The organism is Flavobacterium sp. FlaQc-52, assembly GCF_044007495.1.
Taxonomy (GTDB): Bacteria; Bacteroidota; Bacteroidia; order Flavobacteriales; family Flavobacteriaceae; genus Flavobacterium; species Flavobacterium cupriresistens.
In genome coordinates this window covers 416,693-432,596 of sequence record NZ_JBIPCV010000004.1, presented here as the reverse complement: position 1 = coordinate 432,596, position 15,904 = coordinate 416,693, and the positions used below count along the sequence as shown (strand labels likewise).

The following is a 15,904-nucleotide window of genomic DNA, read 5'->3' as shown; positions in this document are numbered from 1 at the left end:
AAAAATAGCTTTAATTGCTGTAGCAAACAAACTACTTAAACAAGCGTTTGCTTTAGCATCAAAAAATGAGTTTTATTTATCTAAATAATTAAAAATAAATTTGCTTTTAAACACAGTTCATTTCGAGGCACGAGAAATCGCATCCAATATCCCACACAGTGCGCGCTCAGCGTGTGTGATTTCTCATTCTTCGAAATGACAAAAACAAGCCTTAAAAAAAAAAAAAAAAAAAAAAAAAACAGTTTCAAAAGTTGGAATTTGGAATTTCAAAATTTTGGAACTTTACCCCTCCATCATCTCTTCATCCAAAACTTCCTCTCCTTCCTCTTCGTCTTCGAAAATCGATTCACTTGATGAGAAGTCCAAAATCTCAGATCTTGAGCCGTACGTAACAATCTCCTTGATTCCTTTCTGCAAAAGCAATTCTGTTGTGTATTTACGGCTTGTTGCAAAGTGAAGCTCACCTAACATCAATTTAAAAAAGTACTTCCCTCCTGAGCCTTTAAATTTTAAAAACTTAGCCTGATCCATATTTGCTTTAAATTTCTCAATATCTTCTTCGCACTCAAACTTCAATTCATAACTCAAACTCGTAAAGATCACTTTTCCCTTTCTCGAAGTAAAAACAAATTTATACTCGTCGTTAAACCGCTTACTAATTACAAAGGCACCCATTTTTGATTGTTGATTTTAGATTTTAGATTATTGATTGCTGACTTTGATTTTTAATTTCCAGCTATAGATTACCGGATATGCAAAAAATCACTTTATCACCTCACGCTTAAAAGACATGAGTTTACGCCATAAAAAAAGCCTCTTCAAAAGAAGAGGCTTTAGTACTCAGAGCGGGACTTGAACCCGCACGAACATTGCTGTTCACTGGATTTTAAGTCCAGCGTGTCTACCAATTTCACCATCCGAGCATTATATGGTTTTGAGCGAAAAACGGGGCTCGAACCCGCGACCTCGACCTTGGCAAGGTCGCGCTCTACCAACTGAGCTATTTTCGCATTTCACATTCTAATAAGAACCGCAATACTTGACTTGTTCTGTATTGCGGTTGCAAATTTAGGACATTTATTGAGTTATACAAGCGTTTTTTGAAAATATTTTTCACTTATTTTATAACTTTCTGATAACCTAATCTTTAAATATGAAATTATTTTTTCACTAACATTCTTTTAATCTCATTAAGCTTCATTAACGCTTCAACCGGTGTGATCGCATTAATATCAAGCCCCATAATTTCTTCTTTTATCTCTTCTAACAAAGGATCATCTAAATTAAAGAAACTCATTTGCATTTCTTCTTCTCCGGATTTGATTCCGTTTAAAGCATCACTGGAATGATTCTTCTCTAATTTCTTCAATAACTTCTGTGCTTTCAAAATAACAATTTGTGGCATTCCCGCCATTTTCGCTACATGAATACCAAAACTATGTGCACTACCCCCTTTTACAAGCTTTCTAACAAAAAGAACGGTATCTTTTAATTCTTTTACTGCAACATTATAATTCTGAATCCTCGGCAATGATTCTGTCATTTCATTTAACTCGTGGTAATGCGTCGCAAATAAAGTTTTTGGTCTTGCCGGATGCTCATGCAAAAACTCTGCAATAGCCCACGCAATAGAAATACCATCGTACGTACTGGTTCCTCTACCAATTTCATCAAGCAACACCAAACTACGATCTGAAATATTATTCAAAATAGAAGCCGTCTCATTCATCTCTACCATAAAAGTCGATTCTCCCATCGAAATATTATCCGATGCCCCTACTCTGGTAAAAATTTTATCCACGATCCCCATCCTCACACTGTCTGCAGGAACAAAACTTCCCATTTGAGCCAGCAATACAATTAAAGCCGTTTGTCTCAAGATAGCCGACTTACCAGACATATTGGGTCCGGTAATCATAATAAGTTGCTGTGTTTCTCTGTCCAAGAAAACATCATTGGCTATATAAGGTGTTCCAACCGGTAATTGTTTCTCGATAACCGGATGCCTACCGTTCTTAATTTCCAACTCAAAAGTCTCATCAATTTCAGGACATACATACTGATTCTCTATAGCAAGTTGCGTAAAAGAACACAAACAATCTAATTGTGCCACCAAATAAGCATTCATCTGAACCGGCTTTATATAAGTCGAAATCCAGGAAACCAACTTCTCAAAAAGATCCGTTTCGATTTTATGAATTTTCTCTTCCGCACCTAAGATCTTTGTTTCGTACTCTTTTAATTCTTCGGTAATATATCGCTCTGCATTTACCAAGGTTTGTTTACGAATCCATTCCGCCGGCACTTTATCTTTATGTGTATTTCGAACTTCAATATAATACCCGAAAACATTATTGAATGAAATTTTCAACGAAGAAATTCCTGTGCGCTCTGATTCTCTTTTTTCAATACCTTCTAAATATTCTTTTCCGGAGGTTGAAATCGCTCTTAAATCATCTAATTCTTCACTGATGCCTTTTGCAATTACATTTCCTTTTGCCACGGCAACAGGCGCATCCTGATTTAAAGTAGTTTTAATTTTTTCTCTTAACAAATCACAGGCATGCAGACTGTCTCCAATCACTTTTACCGCTTCCTGAGGACTATCAAGTGCCAAAGTTTTGATTGGAATGATAGCATCCAGCGATTCTTTAAGATACACAATCTCGCGCGGTGAAATTTTCCCTGTTGCTATTTTTGAAATCAAACGCTCCAAATCTGAAATCTGTTTGATTTGATATTGAATGTCTTGCAGGACTTCCTGATTTAATTTCAAATAAGAAACCACTTCATGACGGTCTTTTATTTTAGTACTATCTTTTAAAGGAAGTGCCAACCAACGTTTCAACAAACGTCCTCCCATTGGCGAAAGGGTTCTGTCAATAACATCCAGAAGCGTAACTGCATTTGGGTTATAACTGTGGTATAATTCTAAATTTCGAATGGTAAAACGATCCATCCAAACATAAGCGTCTTCTGCAATTCGTTGAATTGTTGTGATATGCTGTACGCGGTTGTGTTGTGTTTCCGACAAATAATACAACACCGCTCCCGAAGCAATAATTCCTTCTTTCAACTCTTCGATACCAAAGCCTTTTAACGAAGAGGTTTGAAAATGCTTGGTAAGGGTCTCTAAAGCATAATCCTCTTTATAAATCCAGTCTTCCAGATAAAAACTATGAAAAGTCTCTCCGAAAGCCTCCTTAAAATCATTTTTATTATTCTTTGGAACTAAAACCTCACTTGGACTAAAGTTCTGTAATAATTTATCAATGTACTCTGCATTTCCCTGCGCTGCTAAAAATTCACCTGTGGAAACATCCAGAAAAGAAACTCCGATACTGTTTTTAGCAAAATAAACAGAGGCCAAAAAGTTATTTGTTTTAGACTGTAAAACCTCATCGTTTAAAGAAACACCCGGAGTCACCAATTCGGTAACGCCACGTTTCACGATTGTTTTAGTCATTTTAGGATCTTCCAACTGATCGCAAATTGCTACACGAAGTCCTGCCTTTACTAATTTTGGCAAATAGGTATTAATAGAATGGTGTGGAAACCCTGCCAAAGCTGTTTCGGTTTCAGAACCCGCACCTCTTTTTGTTAGTGTTATACCCAGAATTTTAGAAGCTCTGATGGCGTCTTCTCCAAAGGTTTCGTAGAAATCTCCTACTCTGAAAAGCAAACAGGCATCAGGATATTTTCTCTTGATTTCATTGTACTGTTTCATTAAGGGTGTTTCCTTCACCACTTTCTCTTTCGCTGCCAAATTATTGTATTTTAAATGAAAAAATTTATGACAGCGAATTTATGCTATTTTAAAGAAATATCGAAGAGCTTCAAAAATTAAAATATTTTAAGCTTTTTTTAAGCGCACATATAAGAATTTTATCTAGATTTGTTACTAATTAAATAAGACCCTAAAAAAGATGAAAAAAATAATTTTAATCGCAATGTTGACTGTAGTTGGAATTACAGCTTCTAACGCTCAAAGTACTAAGAAAAAAGCAGCTAAAGTTGAAGGAGCTGGAATGGCTTTCGAAACTGAAACAATTGACTACGGAACTATCGCTCACAATGCAGATGGAAAACGTGAGTTTGTTTTTGTAAACAACGGAAGTAAACCACTTATCATTACTAACACACAAGGATCTTGTGGTTGTACGGTACCAACTTCACCAAAAGAGCCAATCGCTCCGGGTGCAAAAGGTACTATCGGTGTAAAATATGCTACTGACAGAGTTGGTGCTTTTACAAAAACGGTAACGGTTACTTCTAATGCTGAAGGACAACCAACAAAAGTACTTACCATTAAAGGTACTGTTTTACCAGATCCGGTTAAAAGCTAATCTGAAAAACAATTTAAAATAATCGAAAAAGCTTCCTTATCTTTGGAGGCTTTTTTTATGACCTGAATGCAATGCAAATGAGAAAACTTGAAAATAGTGAACTAGACCGAAAATCAATTGAAGATTTTAAAGAATCCAAAAAAACACCGCTGATTTTAGTATTGGATGATATTCGCAGTTTACACAATATAGGATCTGTATTCAGAACCGCTGATGCTTTTTTGATTGAAAAAATAATCCTGTGTGGTATTACCGCTACTCCTCCCAACAAAGAAATTCACAAAACCGCTCTTGGCGCTACCGAAACTGTAGCCTGGGAACATCATGAAAATGTACTGGAGGTTATTGAAAACTTAAAAAAAGAAAACGTACTGACGCTTGCCATCGAACAAGTAGAAAGTTCTGTTTTTCTTCAGGATTTTGAAGTAAAGAAAGATCAAAAATACGCCTTGGTTTTCGGAAATGAAGTTTACGGAGTTGCTCAGGAAGCTGTTGCTCTTTGCGATGGCTGTATCGAAATTCCGCAATTGGGAACCAAACACTCTTTAAACATTTCTGTAAGTGCCGGAATTGTAGTCTGGGATTTGTTCCAAAAACTCAGCTGGCCGAAATAGATAATGTGGCAATATGTTAATTAGATAATGTGCCAATTTGGAAATGTGTCAATTTGGAAATGTGTTAATTGAAAATGTATTAACCTGATAATTGCCATGTTTACCATGTTCAGAATAATTATCAAATTATCAAATTGACACATTATCTAATTTTAGATCTTCTTCCGAATTTCATCCAGAATAAAAAGGTAGTCTTCGTGTTTTTTTACAAAATCGCGGTCTGAGACATCAATAATCAGAACATTCAAATCTGTTTGTGATTTAATATAATCCAAGTAACCGGTATTGATTTTATCTAAATATTCGGCCGAAATATTTTGCTCGTAATTTCGTCCGCGTCGTTTGATGTTTTCCAGCAGTCGGCCTGTATTCTGATACAAATAAACATACAGATCAGGCTTTTGCATTTCTTTGTAGATGATATCAAATAAATTTCTATACAAACGATATTCATCTTCAGCAAGTGTAATTTTAGCAAAAATCAGCGATTTAAAAATATGGTAATCGGCTACCACAAAATCTTTAAACAAATCAAATTGAGCCAAATCATCTGATAGCTGCTGGTATCGGTCTGCCAGAAAAGACATCTCTAACGGAAAGGCATATCGATTTTGATCTTTATAAAACTTAGGTAAAAAAGGATTGTCTGCAAAACGTTCTAAAACGGTTTTAGCATTGAAATCTTCCGCTATTTTATGTGATAAAGTCGTTTTTCCTGCCCCAATATTGCCTTCAAAAGCAATATAATTAAACTTCTCAAGCGGAATATCTCCCAACGGGTTTTTCAAATCCTGAACAACAGTACAAACGCTATCGTCCGGTGTAATTGCAATTAATTCGGATATGGTTTTCTGAAAAACAGGATGTTTCCAATCTAATTTCAAATCCTGCATGGGCAGCAATACAAATTTTCTGTTTTGCATTAACGGGTGCGGAATCTGAAGTTTTTCCGACTCAATAATTTCATCGTCAAAAACAATCAGATCAATGTCAATCGTACGGGCTTGATATCCTTCCTGATTTCCACGGATGCGTCCTAATTGTTTTTCTACTTTCAGCACCTGATTGAGTACTTTCTGCGCAGAAGCATTGGTGTGCAAAATAAGAGCACAATTATAAAAAGCATCACTTTCAAAACCCCAGGCAGGTGTTTCATATAGCTTTGAAACCTGAATTATGGTCCCTACTTCCTGATGTATCAAACGAATACAATCTTCGATGTTTGCTAAACGATTTCCTTCGTTACTTCCTATAGATAATACGACCTGATGCTGTGATTTCATAATAAATGCAAATTAACTAAAACTATTTTAGAATTAACAATATATTTGTAAAACGAGTTCTCAATTTAATTCAGAACTTGTTTTTAAAACTTGTAACATATTGCCTCTTATCGCTACTTATTAAAAAAAACATATTTATGAAATTTCTAGGAAATGTAATTGCCACTGTGATTGGTATTTTTGTATTCATTATGCTATTCTTTTTTGGAGTACTTCTAATTGGAGCTATTTTTGGAGGAAGCGAAACCGTTTCTGCCAAAGCTGATTCTGTTATCGAATTAGATCTGAGAAAAATCAGAAATGACTATGCCGGAAAATACAAAGACCCTTGGGTTACCGTTTTTTCAGACCAAAAAGATGTTGGTTTAAGTGATGTTATTAACGCCATTGAAGCCGCTGAAGCTGACGATAATATTAAAGGTATTTCAATCTTAAACGATCAATCTTCGTTGGGGCTTGCGCAATGTAAAGATTTAAGAAATGCGCTGGAAAAATTCAAAAAGTCTGGCAAATTCGTTTGGGCTTATGCTAATACTTACTCTCAAAAAGAGTACTATTTAAACTCCGTTGCCAATACGGTTTATTTAAACCCTGCAGGAGATTTAGATTTTAAAGGTCTTTCGTCTGAAATCATGTTTTTTAAAGATTTCCAGGACAAATCCGGCATTCACATGGAAGTGATACGCCACGGAAAATACAAAAGTGCTGTTGAACCCTTTTTAGAAAACAAAATGAGCGATGCTAACAGAGAGCAAGTAACCGCTCTTTTAAATTCGATCTGGTCAACGGTTTCTAACGACATCTCAAAAAGCAGAAATATACCGGTAGCCAAACTAAATGAAATTGCAAACGGTCTCTTAGCAAGAACACCGGAAATGGCCAAAGCACAGCACTTAGTTGACATTGTCGCTTATGAGGATGTTTATCATAATGCCATCAAAAAAGCATTAAAAGTTGCTGATGATGAAGAGTACAACAAAATCTCGATCTTAGATTACACACAAAATAACATCACAACAGCTTTAGCGAATACCTCTAGTGATCAGATTGCTATTATTTACGCTCAAGGCGAAATTCAAAGCGGTGAAGGTGATGTTACGGTAATTGGTGAAGGATCCATGCGTCGTTCTTTGCAGGAAGCCCGAAAAAACAAAGACGTTAAAGCTATTGTTCTTAGAATTGACAGTCCGGGCGGAAGCGCTTTGACTTCTGATTTGATCTGGAGAGAAATTGAAATTACCAAAAAAGTAAAACCTATTGTAGTATCTATGGGTAATTACGCGGCATCCGGCGGATATTACATTGCTTGTAACGCAAATAAAATTTTTGCTGAGAGCAATACAATAACCGGTTCGATTGGAGTTTTTGGAGTATTACCCAATTTTACGCCCTTAGCAACTAAATTAGGGATTAATACTGAACAAGTAAAAACACACGAAAATTCAGCCAATTACAGTCCGTTTGTGCCATTAGACGAAAACTTTAAAGCCTTTACCTTAGAAGGTGTAGAAAACATCTATAAAACTTTTGTAACGCGCGTAGCTGAAGGTAGAAAAATGTCTTTTGCTCAAGTAGATGCTATCGCTCAGGGAAGAGTGTGGTCCGGTAGTGAGGCTATAAAAATTGGTCTGGTTGACCAAATTGGCGGACTAAACGCCGCTATTGCGGAAGCTGCTAAAATTGCTAAAATAAAATCATACAGCACACAGAATTATCCGGAGTACGAAAAATCATTTGATGATTTATTATCCGGTCTGCCTTTTGCAAAATCAAAAGAAGCTTTCATAAAAGAAGAAATTGGTGAGGAAAATTACAGGATTTTAGAACAGGTAAAAAGATTCCAAAAACAAAAAGGAGTTCAGGCTATGCTGCCATACGGAATAAACATTCAATAAAAGAAACTTGTTGCATATATTCATTTTTCAACACATAGAATCATAGTTTGCATAGTCTCAAAAAGACGTTTCACTTAAAATAAATCACATAGACTATTCGAAAAAGAAAGCTGATTTTCCTGAAACATCTCCGAGCATTAGTTTTGAATCTATGTTTCTAATATATTAAACTGCATTAATTCTATTTTTACAAACAAGTTCAAAAAGAATAAAAATCAATACAACCCGTCTGAGACAAACTCAGGCGGGTTTTTTATTTTAATTAACCAAAAGTTAATTTCTACTTAACATGTTTAACCTGTCATCTAATCTATTTTAGCCGAAAATTGCAGCATTCCAGTAAGATCAAAATCAGCCCTTGATAAAGTATTAAAAACATAGAAAATTAATTTATTTTTTTTTGATAGCTTGCCTTAATCGAAATTCGATCGACGGCAGGCTATTGTTTTTTATGAAAATTTTCAAATAAACTCAAGTATAAAAGTCTATTTTTGCAAGTATAGTACATCTCAAATCAGAATCGTAAACCTCAAACTTACAATTAATTATGTTGAAGAAAATTTTAAAAATCTCAGCCATTGTCCTCGTGGTATTTATTGCCGCCTTATTCGCCATTCCCTACTTTTTTAAAGATCAGATTAAAGCAAAAATCTCCGAAGCCATTAACGAAAGTGTAGACGCCAAAGTGAGTTTTGCAGATGCTGATTTAAGTTTGTTCCGAAACTTTCCGAATGCCACTGTTGGAATTGATAAATTAGTTATCATCAACAAAGCCCCTTTTGAAGGAGATACTTTGGTATCGTTAGGTAAATTAAATCTAAAGATGAGCATTAAAGAACTTTTCAAAGGAAAAGAAGAACCTTTAAATATCGAGGGAATTAGTTCTGAAAATGGTTTAATCAATATTATTTTTAACAAAGACGGTGTCGGGAACTTTGATATTGCTTTAAAAAACAAAGAAAAAACAGAAAAAACAGAAGCCGGAAAACCTCTTGCTTTAAAAATTCAAAACTACAAAATCGAGAATTTTACTTTTAGATACATTGATCAGGGGTCTAAGATTAAAATGGTAATTGACAGTTTAAATCACGAAGGAACTGGTGACTTCACCAACTCAAAACTGGATTTGACTACCAAATCTACTGCAAAAGTTTCTTTAGACATGGATAAAACCAATTTCATGAATAAAGTATCTCTGACTTTAGATGCTGTTCTTGGAATTGACTTAGAGAAAAGCAAATACACTTTTAAAGAAAACAAAGCTTTAATTAACCAATTGCCACTGGAATTTGACGGGTTCATTCAAATGGTTGAAGTAGGTCAGATTTATGATTTAAAATTTAAAACACCTACTTCTTCCTTTACGAACTTCTTAGGATTAATTCCTTCTGCCTATGCCGCTGGTTTAGACGGTGTAAAAACTACGGGAGACTTTACTGTAGCTGGTTTTGCAAAAGGAGAATTAACCGAAACAACGGTACCAAAATTCAATATTGCAATTGCTTCAAACAATGCTTCTTTTCAATATCCGAACTTGCCAAAATCGGTTCAGAACATTGTAATTGACACCAAAATCATCAATGAAACGGGGATTTTAAATGACACTTATGTTAATTTAGACAAACTTTCTTTTAGAATTGACCAGGATGTTTTTAGCGCAAAAGCCAATATAAAAAACATAACGGTAAATCCGATTGTAGATGCGGCTTTAAAAGGAACCATCAATCTGGCTAACCTTTCAAAAGCCTATCCAATCAAATTAGACAAACCTTTGGCCGGTATTTTAAAAGCAGATGTAACTACCAATTTTGATATGGCTTCTGTAGAGAAAAGCCAGTATCAAAACATCAAAAATGCAGGAACAATGCGTTTATCCGGTTTTAAGTATACGGATGAGAATAACAAATCAATGAACATCAGTACGGCTTTGGTTGAATTTAATCCAAGTAAAATCAACCTTAAGCAATTTGATGCTACTACAGGAAAAAGCGATATCAGCATCAACGGAGTTCTGGAAAACTTCTATGGTTTTATGTTCAAAAAACAAGAACTTAGAGGAAACTTCAACATGAGTTCTAACCAACTTGCTGTTGATGATTTCATGACTTCGGGCGAGCCGGCAACAGCCACAACGCAAGCAAAACCTACCGAAGCGATGAAGATTCCCGCGTTTTTAAATTGCACCCTAAACGCAAAAGCAACTACAGTTTTATACGATAATTTAAAACTAAAAGATGTTTCGGGAAGATTGATTGTTAAAGATGAAAAAGCCACTTTAGAGAACTTTAAAACGTCTATTTTCGGAGGAACAATTGGCTTAAACGGAGCAGTTTCTACCAAATCTAAAGTACCTACTTTTGACATGAATTTAGGTTTTAATCAAGTAGATATTGCTCAGACTTTTACGCAATTGGACATGATGAAAAAAATTGCTCCTCTGGCAGGAATCATCAACGGAAAATTAAACTCTACGATTAAACTAAACGGAAATTTAGATGCCAAAGAATTAACTCCGGACTTAAAATCAATTTCGGGAGATTTACTGGGGCAGTTGCTTTCGAGTACGCTAAATGCTAAAAATTCTACGGTATTAAATTCTTTAACTTCAAACATCAAATTCCTTGACGCAAGCAAATTGAATTTAAATGATTTGAAAATGGCTTTGACTTTTGAAAACGGAAAAGTAAATGTAAAACCATTTGACATTAAATACCAGGATATCAAAATCACAGTTGGAGGAACGCACGGTTTTGACCAAACTATGAATTACAATCTAAAATTAGATGTTCCGGCCAAATATTTAGGAAGTGAAGCAAACGCATTGATCGCTAAAATGTCTCCTGCAGATGCCGCAAAACTGGATAATATTCCTGTGAATGCCATGATTACCGGTAATTTCTCTAATCCGAAGGTAACAACCGACATGAAAAGCGCCGTGACCAGTTTGACGACTCAATTAGTGAATCAACAGAAAGATAAACTGACCCAAAAAGGTACATCAGCTCTTACGGATTTGATTAATAAAAACACAAAATCTAAAGATACAACGAAAGCTGCGGCAACTGAAAAAGAGAAAAAGACTCAGGAAGTTACCAAAAAAGCAGGCGACTTGTTGAACGGTTTGTTTAAGAAGAAAAACTAAATAACAAAAAAAAGGTCAATCTCGCGATTGACCTTTTTTTTATGCTTAAACGGCTTTTGAATAGGCTTTTAGTTTTCCGTTGTTTAAAATTCCATTCAATATTTTAAAATAATCCTTTAGAGAACAAGTAGTAACATCAACTCCAATGCTACTGTTGTCATAAGGCTCATATTTTTTAAGATCTGAGACCGAAAACAAACCTACTGTCGGGGTCTGAACCGAGCTTGCTAAATGCATCATACCGCTATCGGCTCCTATAAAAACCGTTGCATTTGCTATTACTGCTCCAATCTTTCTAATGTCTTTACTATAAAATGACGGCGCTTCAAAACCAATCTGTGATACATTTTCGATTGGCAAGATTTCGATTATGGTATAGTCTGCGTATTGCTGTTTAAGCGTTTGGTAAAAATCCATCCACCAGTCTTGTGACAGACATTTTGTCCCGGTAGCATAGGTAAACAAACAAATTGTTTTTTTCGAACTACCGTCTACTATTTTCTTTAGCGTCTTTTTACCTTTTTTGAGTTCAGACAGTGTTAATTTCAGATCTAAAGGCAGAATTATGCTGTTGCTTTTTGCTAATCCCAGTTTTGTTAAATAGTTCCTGAAATTATAAACGGGATACTTCGCAATATGTCCATAATCACTTTTTACATGCTGATGTTGCTGCTGATCACTTAAATCTCCGTAGAATTTATATTTTGCTCTTGAAAAAATGATCGCCAAACGTCCCGACGAAGAATTCTGATCTACATTAATCGCCATATCGTAGGGCTGTCTTCTTATCGAAATCCAGACTTTACAGTACTTCAGCAAACTTTTAAAAGGCTTTTTGGGTAAATGAATTGTATTATGGACCGTATCGTAGTTTTTAAAAATAATTGGCGCCAGCGGTCCTTTTACAAATAAATCGATTTTACAATTTGGAAACATTTCTGAGACTTCCTGAACCAGTGGCGTAATCAATAAAAGATTTCCCAGTCGCGCATTGGGTCTGCAAATCAAAATTCGTTTTATTTCTGTTTTATCTACTAAAACAATATCTAAGTCTCTTTTTGATTTCCCAACATTCTTAGTCAGACTGTGCATTACGCGCCTTCTGAAAACATTTATGGCAGTTAAAACACTCATAACTATATAATTTACGTATTAGAAAAAACAGCTCTTTATTCAAGAAAACAACTATAATTTGAATCTGTTCAAATCTAAATTGTTTTGTTCTCTAAAATAAAAATCTTCTAATAAGTAATTATTATAAAATTGTAATCAAATGTATCAACTTCTTCATGCTTTTCGCAGAAAAAACAGCACGTAAAACCAACAGAATAAACTAGTTAACCAAACAATAAAAAACTAAACTGCAATGGTTACAACATAGCCTTCTGAGCTTCGAACATTAAAAACAGTGCCATTTTCAAAGATCAGATACTGCCCTTTTATTCCCGTTAGTTTCCCTCGAAATGTAGGTGTTTTATCTAAATTTAGACTCGTTACTTTTGCCGGAAAATTTAAAACCGGATACTGTAATTCATACAAATCATTTTTTTGACTGTAAAAATATTCGCGCGCTTCTTCCGGAATTAAACTTTCTACTTTTTCTTTCTCTTTAATTAAGTCAAAAGTCTGTGTTTCGTTCTGAAGCATTTTTCGCCAATTGGTTTTGTCTGTATAATGGCTTTTTAAAGCAACTTCGGTAATCCCGGCCAAATAACGATTCGGAACCTCAACAATTGCAATCGCCTGACTCGCTCCCTGATCAATCCAACGGGTTGGCACTTGCGTTTTACGGGTTACCCCAACTTTTATATCACTCGCTACCGCCAGGTACACAATATGAGGCTGCAATTGCACTTTTTGTTCGTATTCCAAATCACGATCTGCAATTCCTAAATGCGCTGTACTCAATTCGGGTCTCATAATCCAATCTCCAACAGCCGCACTTGAATAAAAACATTCGTAACAAAATCCTTGTCTGTAGATCTTTTTCTTTTTACCACAATTCAGACATTGATATCCCACAAAACTGACTTCAATTTCTTTATTCAATAATTGATTCATATTGAGAAAACTATCTTCAAAAACCAAATAATACTGAATAGGGTTTCCGATTTCTGTTTGCATTTTTGTAAGTACGCCTTGATATGTCATTGGATTTTAGATTGCTGATTTTAGACTTTAGATTTACTTTTAAGGGCGGTGAATTCTGCCTTTTAAATTCAAATTTTGAATTAGATTCTTAACTTAAATAAATTGTATTTTGTAAAAAATACACTATTTTTGGTATGACGACAAAGTTAGTATTTGTATATCGATATTCAAATTTTAAATCTTCTGCTTTTTGATACTAAAACGCAAATCGGAAATTTAAAATCTAAAATCTAAAATTATCCATGCCCTTATCAATAATCAACTCGTTTGCATCTTGGGTTCTTAAGCAAAGAATTCATCAAATAGAGCTCTTTCTAAAATACCCGAATGAAGTTCAGGAAGAATTGTTACACAACTTATTGACTGCTTCTGAAAACACGATTATAGGAAAACAATATGAATTTTCGTCCATAAACTCGTATCAGACTTTTGCTGAGCGGGTGCCTATTGCTACTTACGAGGAATTGCAACCTCTAATTGAACGAACGCGTCAGGGAGAACAGGGTGTTTTTTGGGAAACGCCAATCAAATGGTTTGCTAAGTCAAGCGGAACTACTAATGCCAAAAGTAAATTTATACCCGTAAGTAATGAAGCTCTCGAAGATTGTCATTATAAAGGAAGTAAGGATTTGCTTTGTCTGTACCTGAACAACAATGAAGATTCAGAATTGTTTTTAGGAAAAAGTCTTCGTTTAGGCGGAAGCTCTCAGATTTACGAAAACAACAATACTTTTTTTGGAGATCTTTCTGCCATTCTGATCGAAAACATGCCAATCTGGGCCGAATTTAGTAGTACTCCAAGCAGCAAAACTTCATTAATGACCGAATGGGAAGCTAAAATTGCAGCCATCATCAATGAAACCAAAAACGAAAATGTAACCAGCTTTGCCGGAGTTCCGTCGTGGATGTTGGTTCTAATGAATAAAGTTTTAGAAGATACAGGAAAAGGAAGTTTATTGGAGCTATGGCCCAACCTTGAAGTTTATTTTCACGGCGGTGTGAGTTTTTCTCCTTACAAAGAACAATACAAGAAAATCCTGCCTAGCAAGGATTTCCAATATTACGAAATATACAATGCCTCAGAAGGCTTTTTTGCGATTCAGGATTTAAATAATTCGAGTGATTTATTATTGATGCTGGATTATGGAATTTTCTATGAATTTATCCCAATGGATACTTTCGGAACTCTAAATCAGAAAGTAATTCGCCTGGCTGACGTTGAATTAAATAAAAACTACGCTATTGTTATTACCACAAATTCGGGTCTATGGCGCTATTTAATTGGTGATACGGTTCGTTTTACTTCTTTAAACCCTTATAGAATCAGAGTTACCGGAAGAACCAAACATCACATCAATGTATTTGGTGAAGAATTAATGGTCGAAAATACCGATCAGGCCATTGCCAAAGCCTGCCAACTTACTCAAACAGAAGTAATCGATTATACGGTTGCCCCTATTTTCATGAAGGACAAAGAAAAAGGAGCACACGAATGGATGATCGAATTCAAGAAAAAACCGGCAGATGTAGGGCTTTTCCAAAAAGTGCTGGATGAAACCTTGCAGACTTTAAACTCCGATTACGAAGCCAAGCGCTACAACAATATGACCTTAAATCCTCTGGTAATTAACATTGCCCGAGAAAATTTGTTTTACGACTGGCTAAAGGAAAGAGACAAATTGGGTGGTCAACATAAAATTCCGAGACTTTCGAATCAGAGAGATTATTTGGAACAATTGAAGGAAATGTCGTGATTTTTTTGAAATTCCAAATTTTTTAAATTCCAAACTTTTTAAATTCCAAATTCCAAATCTGGGGTAGAGCTTTGGGGATCTGGAATGATTGAAGGTGCTATAGTCTTTTTTGAAATTCCAATCTTTTGAAATTCCAAATTCCAAATCTGGGGTAGAGCTTTGGGGATCTGGAATGATTGAAGGTGCCGTCGTTTTTTTTTGCCACGAATTACTCTAATTATCACAAATTAAAACCTGCTGTTCTATTCGCAGACTTAAAAAATCCTAACTGTTGGGCTGAAAAAATCCAACTGTCAGGCTGAGCGAAGTCGAAGCCCCTTTATCCCTTATAAGCCTTCGACTTCGCTCAGGGTGACACCATATTTTTAAATCATATCAATGTGCCTATCATAAAATGTAGTTTTTGCCACGAATTACTCTAATTTTCACAAATTAAAGCCTGCTATTCTATTCGCAGACTTAAAAAATCCTAACTGTTGGGCTGAAAAAATCCAACTGTCAGGCTGAGCGAAGTCGAAGCCCCTTTATCGCTTTCAAGCCTTCGACTTCGCTCAGGGTGACACCTTAATTGTTACACTATATAAATCTACTTGCGTAAGGTTTAGTTTTGCCGAAATCACTCTAATTTTCACAAATTAAAATCTGCTGTTCTATTCGCAGACTTAATGAATCTAACTGTCAGGCTCAATAACTCCCATTGTCAGGCTGAGCGAAGTCGA

General features: G+C 35.3%; 10 protein-coding genes and 2 tRNA genes. 5 read left to right on the top strand and 7 right to left on the bottom strand.

Features of this window, described 5'->3' with window-relative positions:
• Positions 1 to 282: 282 nt before the first annotated feature.
• From ACHRV5_RS10560 to mutS, 4 genes are all read right to left on the bottom strand, one after another.
• A complete protein-coding gene (locus ACHRV5_RS10560; protein ID WP_395426692.1) occupies positions 283 to 675 on the bottom strand; it encodes a DUF1508 domain-containing protein in 393 nt (130 codons plus the stop codon).
• A gap of 162 nt (positions 676 to 837) precedes the next feature.
• A tRNA-Leu gene (locus ACHRV5_RS10555) sits at positions 838 to 923 on the bottom strand.
• 14 nt (positions 924 to 937) lie between these two features.
• Positions 938 to 1,010: transfer RNA gene (locus tag ACHRV5_RS10550), tRNA-Gly, on the bottom strand.
• A gap of 149 nt (positions 1,011 to 1,159) precedes the next feature.
• Positions 1,160 to 3,766 (bottom strand): DNA mismatch repair protein MutS, encoded by a 2,607-nt coding sequence (gene mutS, locus ACHRV5_RS10545; RefSeq protein ID WP_395426691.1) that lies wholly within the window; start codon positions 3,764 to 3,766, stop codon positions 1,160 to 1,162.
• A gap of 160 nt (positions 3,767 to 3,926) precedes the next feature.
• On the opposite strand from mutS, the gene ACHRV5_RS10540 reads away from it, so the two are divergent.
• Together ACHRV5_RS10540 and ACHRV5_RS10535 are read left to right on the top strand one after the other, a co-directional pair.
• On the top strand, positions 3,927 to 4,346 hold the full coding sequence (locus tag ACHRV5_RS10540; RefSeq protein WP_047773212.1) for a DUF1573 domain-containing protein: 420 nt from the start codon (positions 3,927 to 3,929) through the stop codon (positions 4,344 to 4,346).
• A gap of 77 nt (positions 4,347 to 4,423) precedes the next feature.
• Entirely contained in the window at positions 4,424 to 4,960 is a 537-nt protein-coding gene (locus tag ACHRV5_RS10535; RefSeq protein WP_047773293.1) for an RNA methyltransferase, read from the top strand.
• A gap of 152 nt (positions 4,961 to 5,112) precedes the next feature.
• Here the strand turns inward: ACHRV5_RS10535 and folK are convergent, their stop codons facing one another.
• Positions 5,113 to 6,243: a 2-amino-4-hydroxy-6-hydroxymethyldihydropteridine diphosphokinase gene (folK, locus tag ACHRV5_RS10530; RefSeq protein WP_047773211.1), complete on the bottom strand. Its 1,131-nt coding sequence runs from the start codon at positions 6,241 to 6,243 to the stop codon at positions 5,113 to 5,115.
• Positions 6,244 to 6,380: 137 nt separating this feature from the next.
• On the opposite strand from folK, the gene sppA reads away from it, so the two are divergent.
• Positions 6,381 to 8,138 (top strand): signal peptide peptidase SppA, encoded by a 1,758-nt coding sequence (gene sppA, locus ACHRV5_RS10525; RefSeq protein ID WP_395426690.1) that lies wholly within the window; start codon positions 6,381 to 6,383, stop codon positions 8,136 to 8,138.
• 547 nt (positions 8,139 to 8,685) lie between these two features.
• Positions 8,686 to 11,280: an AsmA-like C-terminal region-containing protein gene (locus ACHRV5_RS10520; RefSeq protein ID WP_395426689.1), complete on the top strand. Its 2,595-nt coding sequence runs from the start codon at positions 8,686 to 8,688 to the stop codon at positions 11,278 to 11,280.
• A gap of 45 nt (positions 11,281 to 11,325) precedes the next feature.
• Here ACHRV5_RS10520 and ACHRV5_RS10515 read toward each other — a convergent pair whose 3' ends face one another.
• Together ACHRV5_RS10515 and ACHRV5_RS10510 are read right to left on the bottom strand one after the other, a co-directional pair.
• Entirely contained in the window at positions 11,326 to 12,414 is a 1,089-nt protein-coding gene (locus ACHRV5_RS10515) for a glycosyltransferase family 9 protein (RefSeq protein WP_395426688.1), read from the bottom strand.
• Between the two features lie 222 nt (positions 12,415 to 12,636).
• Positions 12,637 to 13,431, bottom strand: coding sequence for a DUF2797 domain-containing protein (locus tag ACHRV5_RS10510; RefSeq protein WP_395426687.1), 795 nt, complete (start codon positions 13,429 to 13,431; stop codon positions 12,637 to 12,639).
• Between the two features lie 242 nt (positions 13,432 to 13,673).
• Here ACHRV5_RS10510 and ACHRV5_RS10505 point away from each other — a divergent pair, with 242 nt between their 5' ends.
• Positions 13,674 to 15,185: a GH3 auxin-responsive promoter family protein gene (locus tag ACHRV5_RS10505; protein WP_395426686.1), complete on the top strand. Its 1,512-nt coding sequence runs from the start codon at positions 13,674 to 13,676 to the stop codon at positions 15,183 to 15,185.
• Positions 15,186 to 15,904 lie beyond the last annotated feature (719 nt).

Bases quoted from the DNA above. Each gene is read 5' to 3' on its own strand.
- ACHRV5_RS10560 (WP_395426692.1), bottom strand. From the start codon at position 675: ATGGGTGCCTTTGTAATTAGTAAGCGGTTTAACGACGAGTATAAATTT.
- ACHRV5_RS10540 (WP_047773212.1), top strand. From the start codon at position 3,927: ATGAAAAAAATAATTTTAATCGCAATGTTGACTGTAGTTGGAATTACA.
- ACHRV5_RS10535 (WP_047773293.1), top strand. From the start codon at position 4,424: ATGAGAAAACTTGAAAATAGTGAACTAGACCGAAAATCAATTGAAGAT.
- folK (WP_047773211.1), bottom strand. From the start codon at position 6,243: ATGAAATCACAGCATCAGGTCGTATTATCTATAGGAAGTAACGAAGGA.
- sppA (WP_395426690.1), top strand. From the start codon at position 6,381: ATGAAATTTCTAGGAAATGTAATTGCCACTGTGATTGGTATTTTTGTA.
- ACHRV5_RS10520 (WP_395426689.1), top strand. From the start codon at position 8,686: ATGTTGAAGAAAATTTTAAAAATCTCAGCCATTGTCCTCGTGGTATTT.
- ACHRV5_RS10515 (WP_395426688.1), bottom strand. From the start codon at position 12,414: ATGAGTGTTTTAACTGCCATAAATGTTTTCAGAAGGCGCGTAATGCAC.
- ACHRV5_RS10510 (WP_395426687.1), bottom strand. From the start codon at position 13,431: ATGACATATCAAGGCGTACTTACAAAAATGCAAACAGAAATCGGAAAC.
- ACHRV5_RS10505 (WP_395426686.1), top strand. From the start codon at position 13,674: ATGCCCTTATCAATAATCAACTCGTTTGCATCTTGGGTTCTTAAGCAA.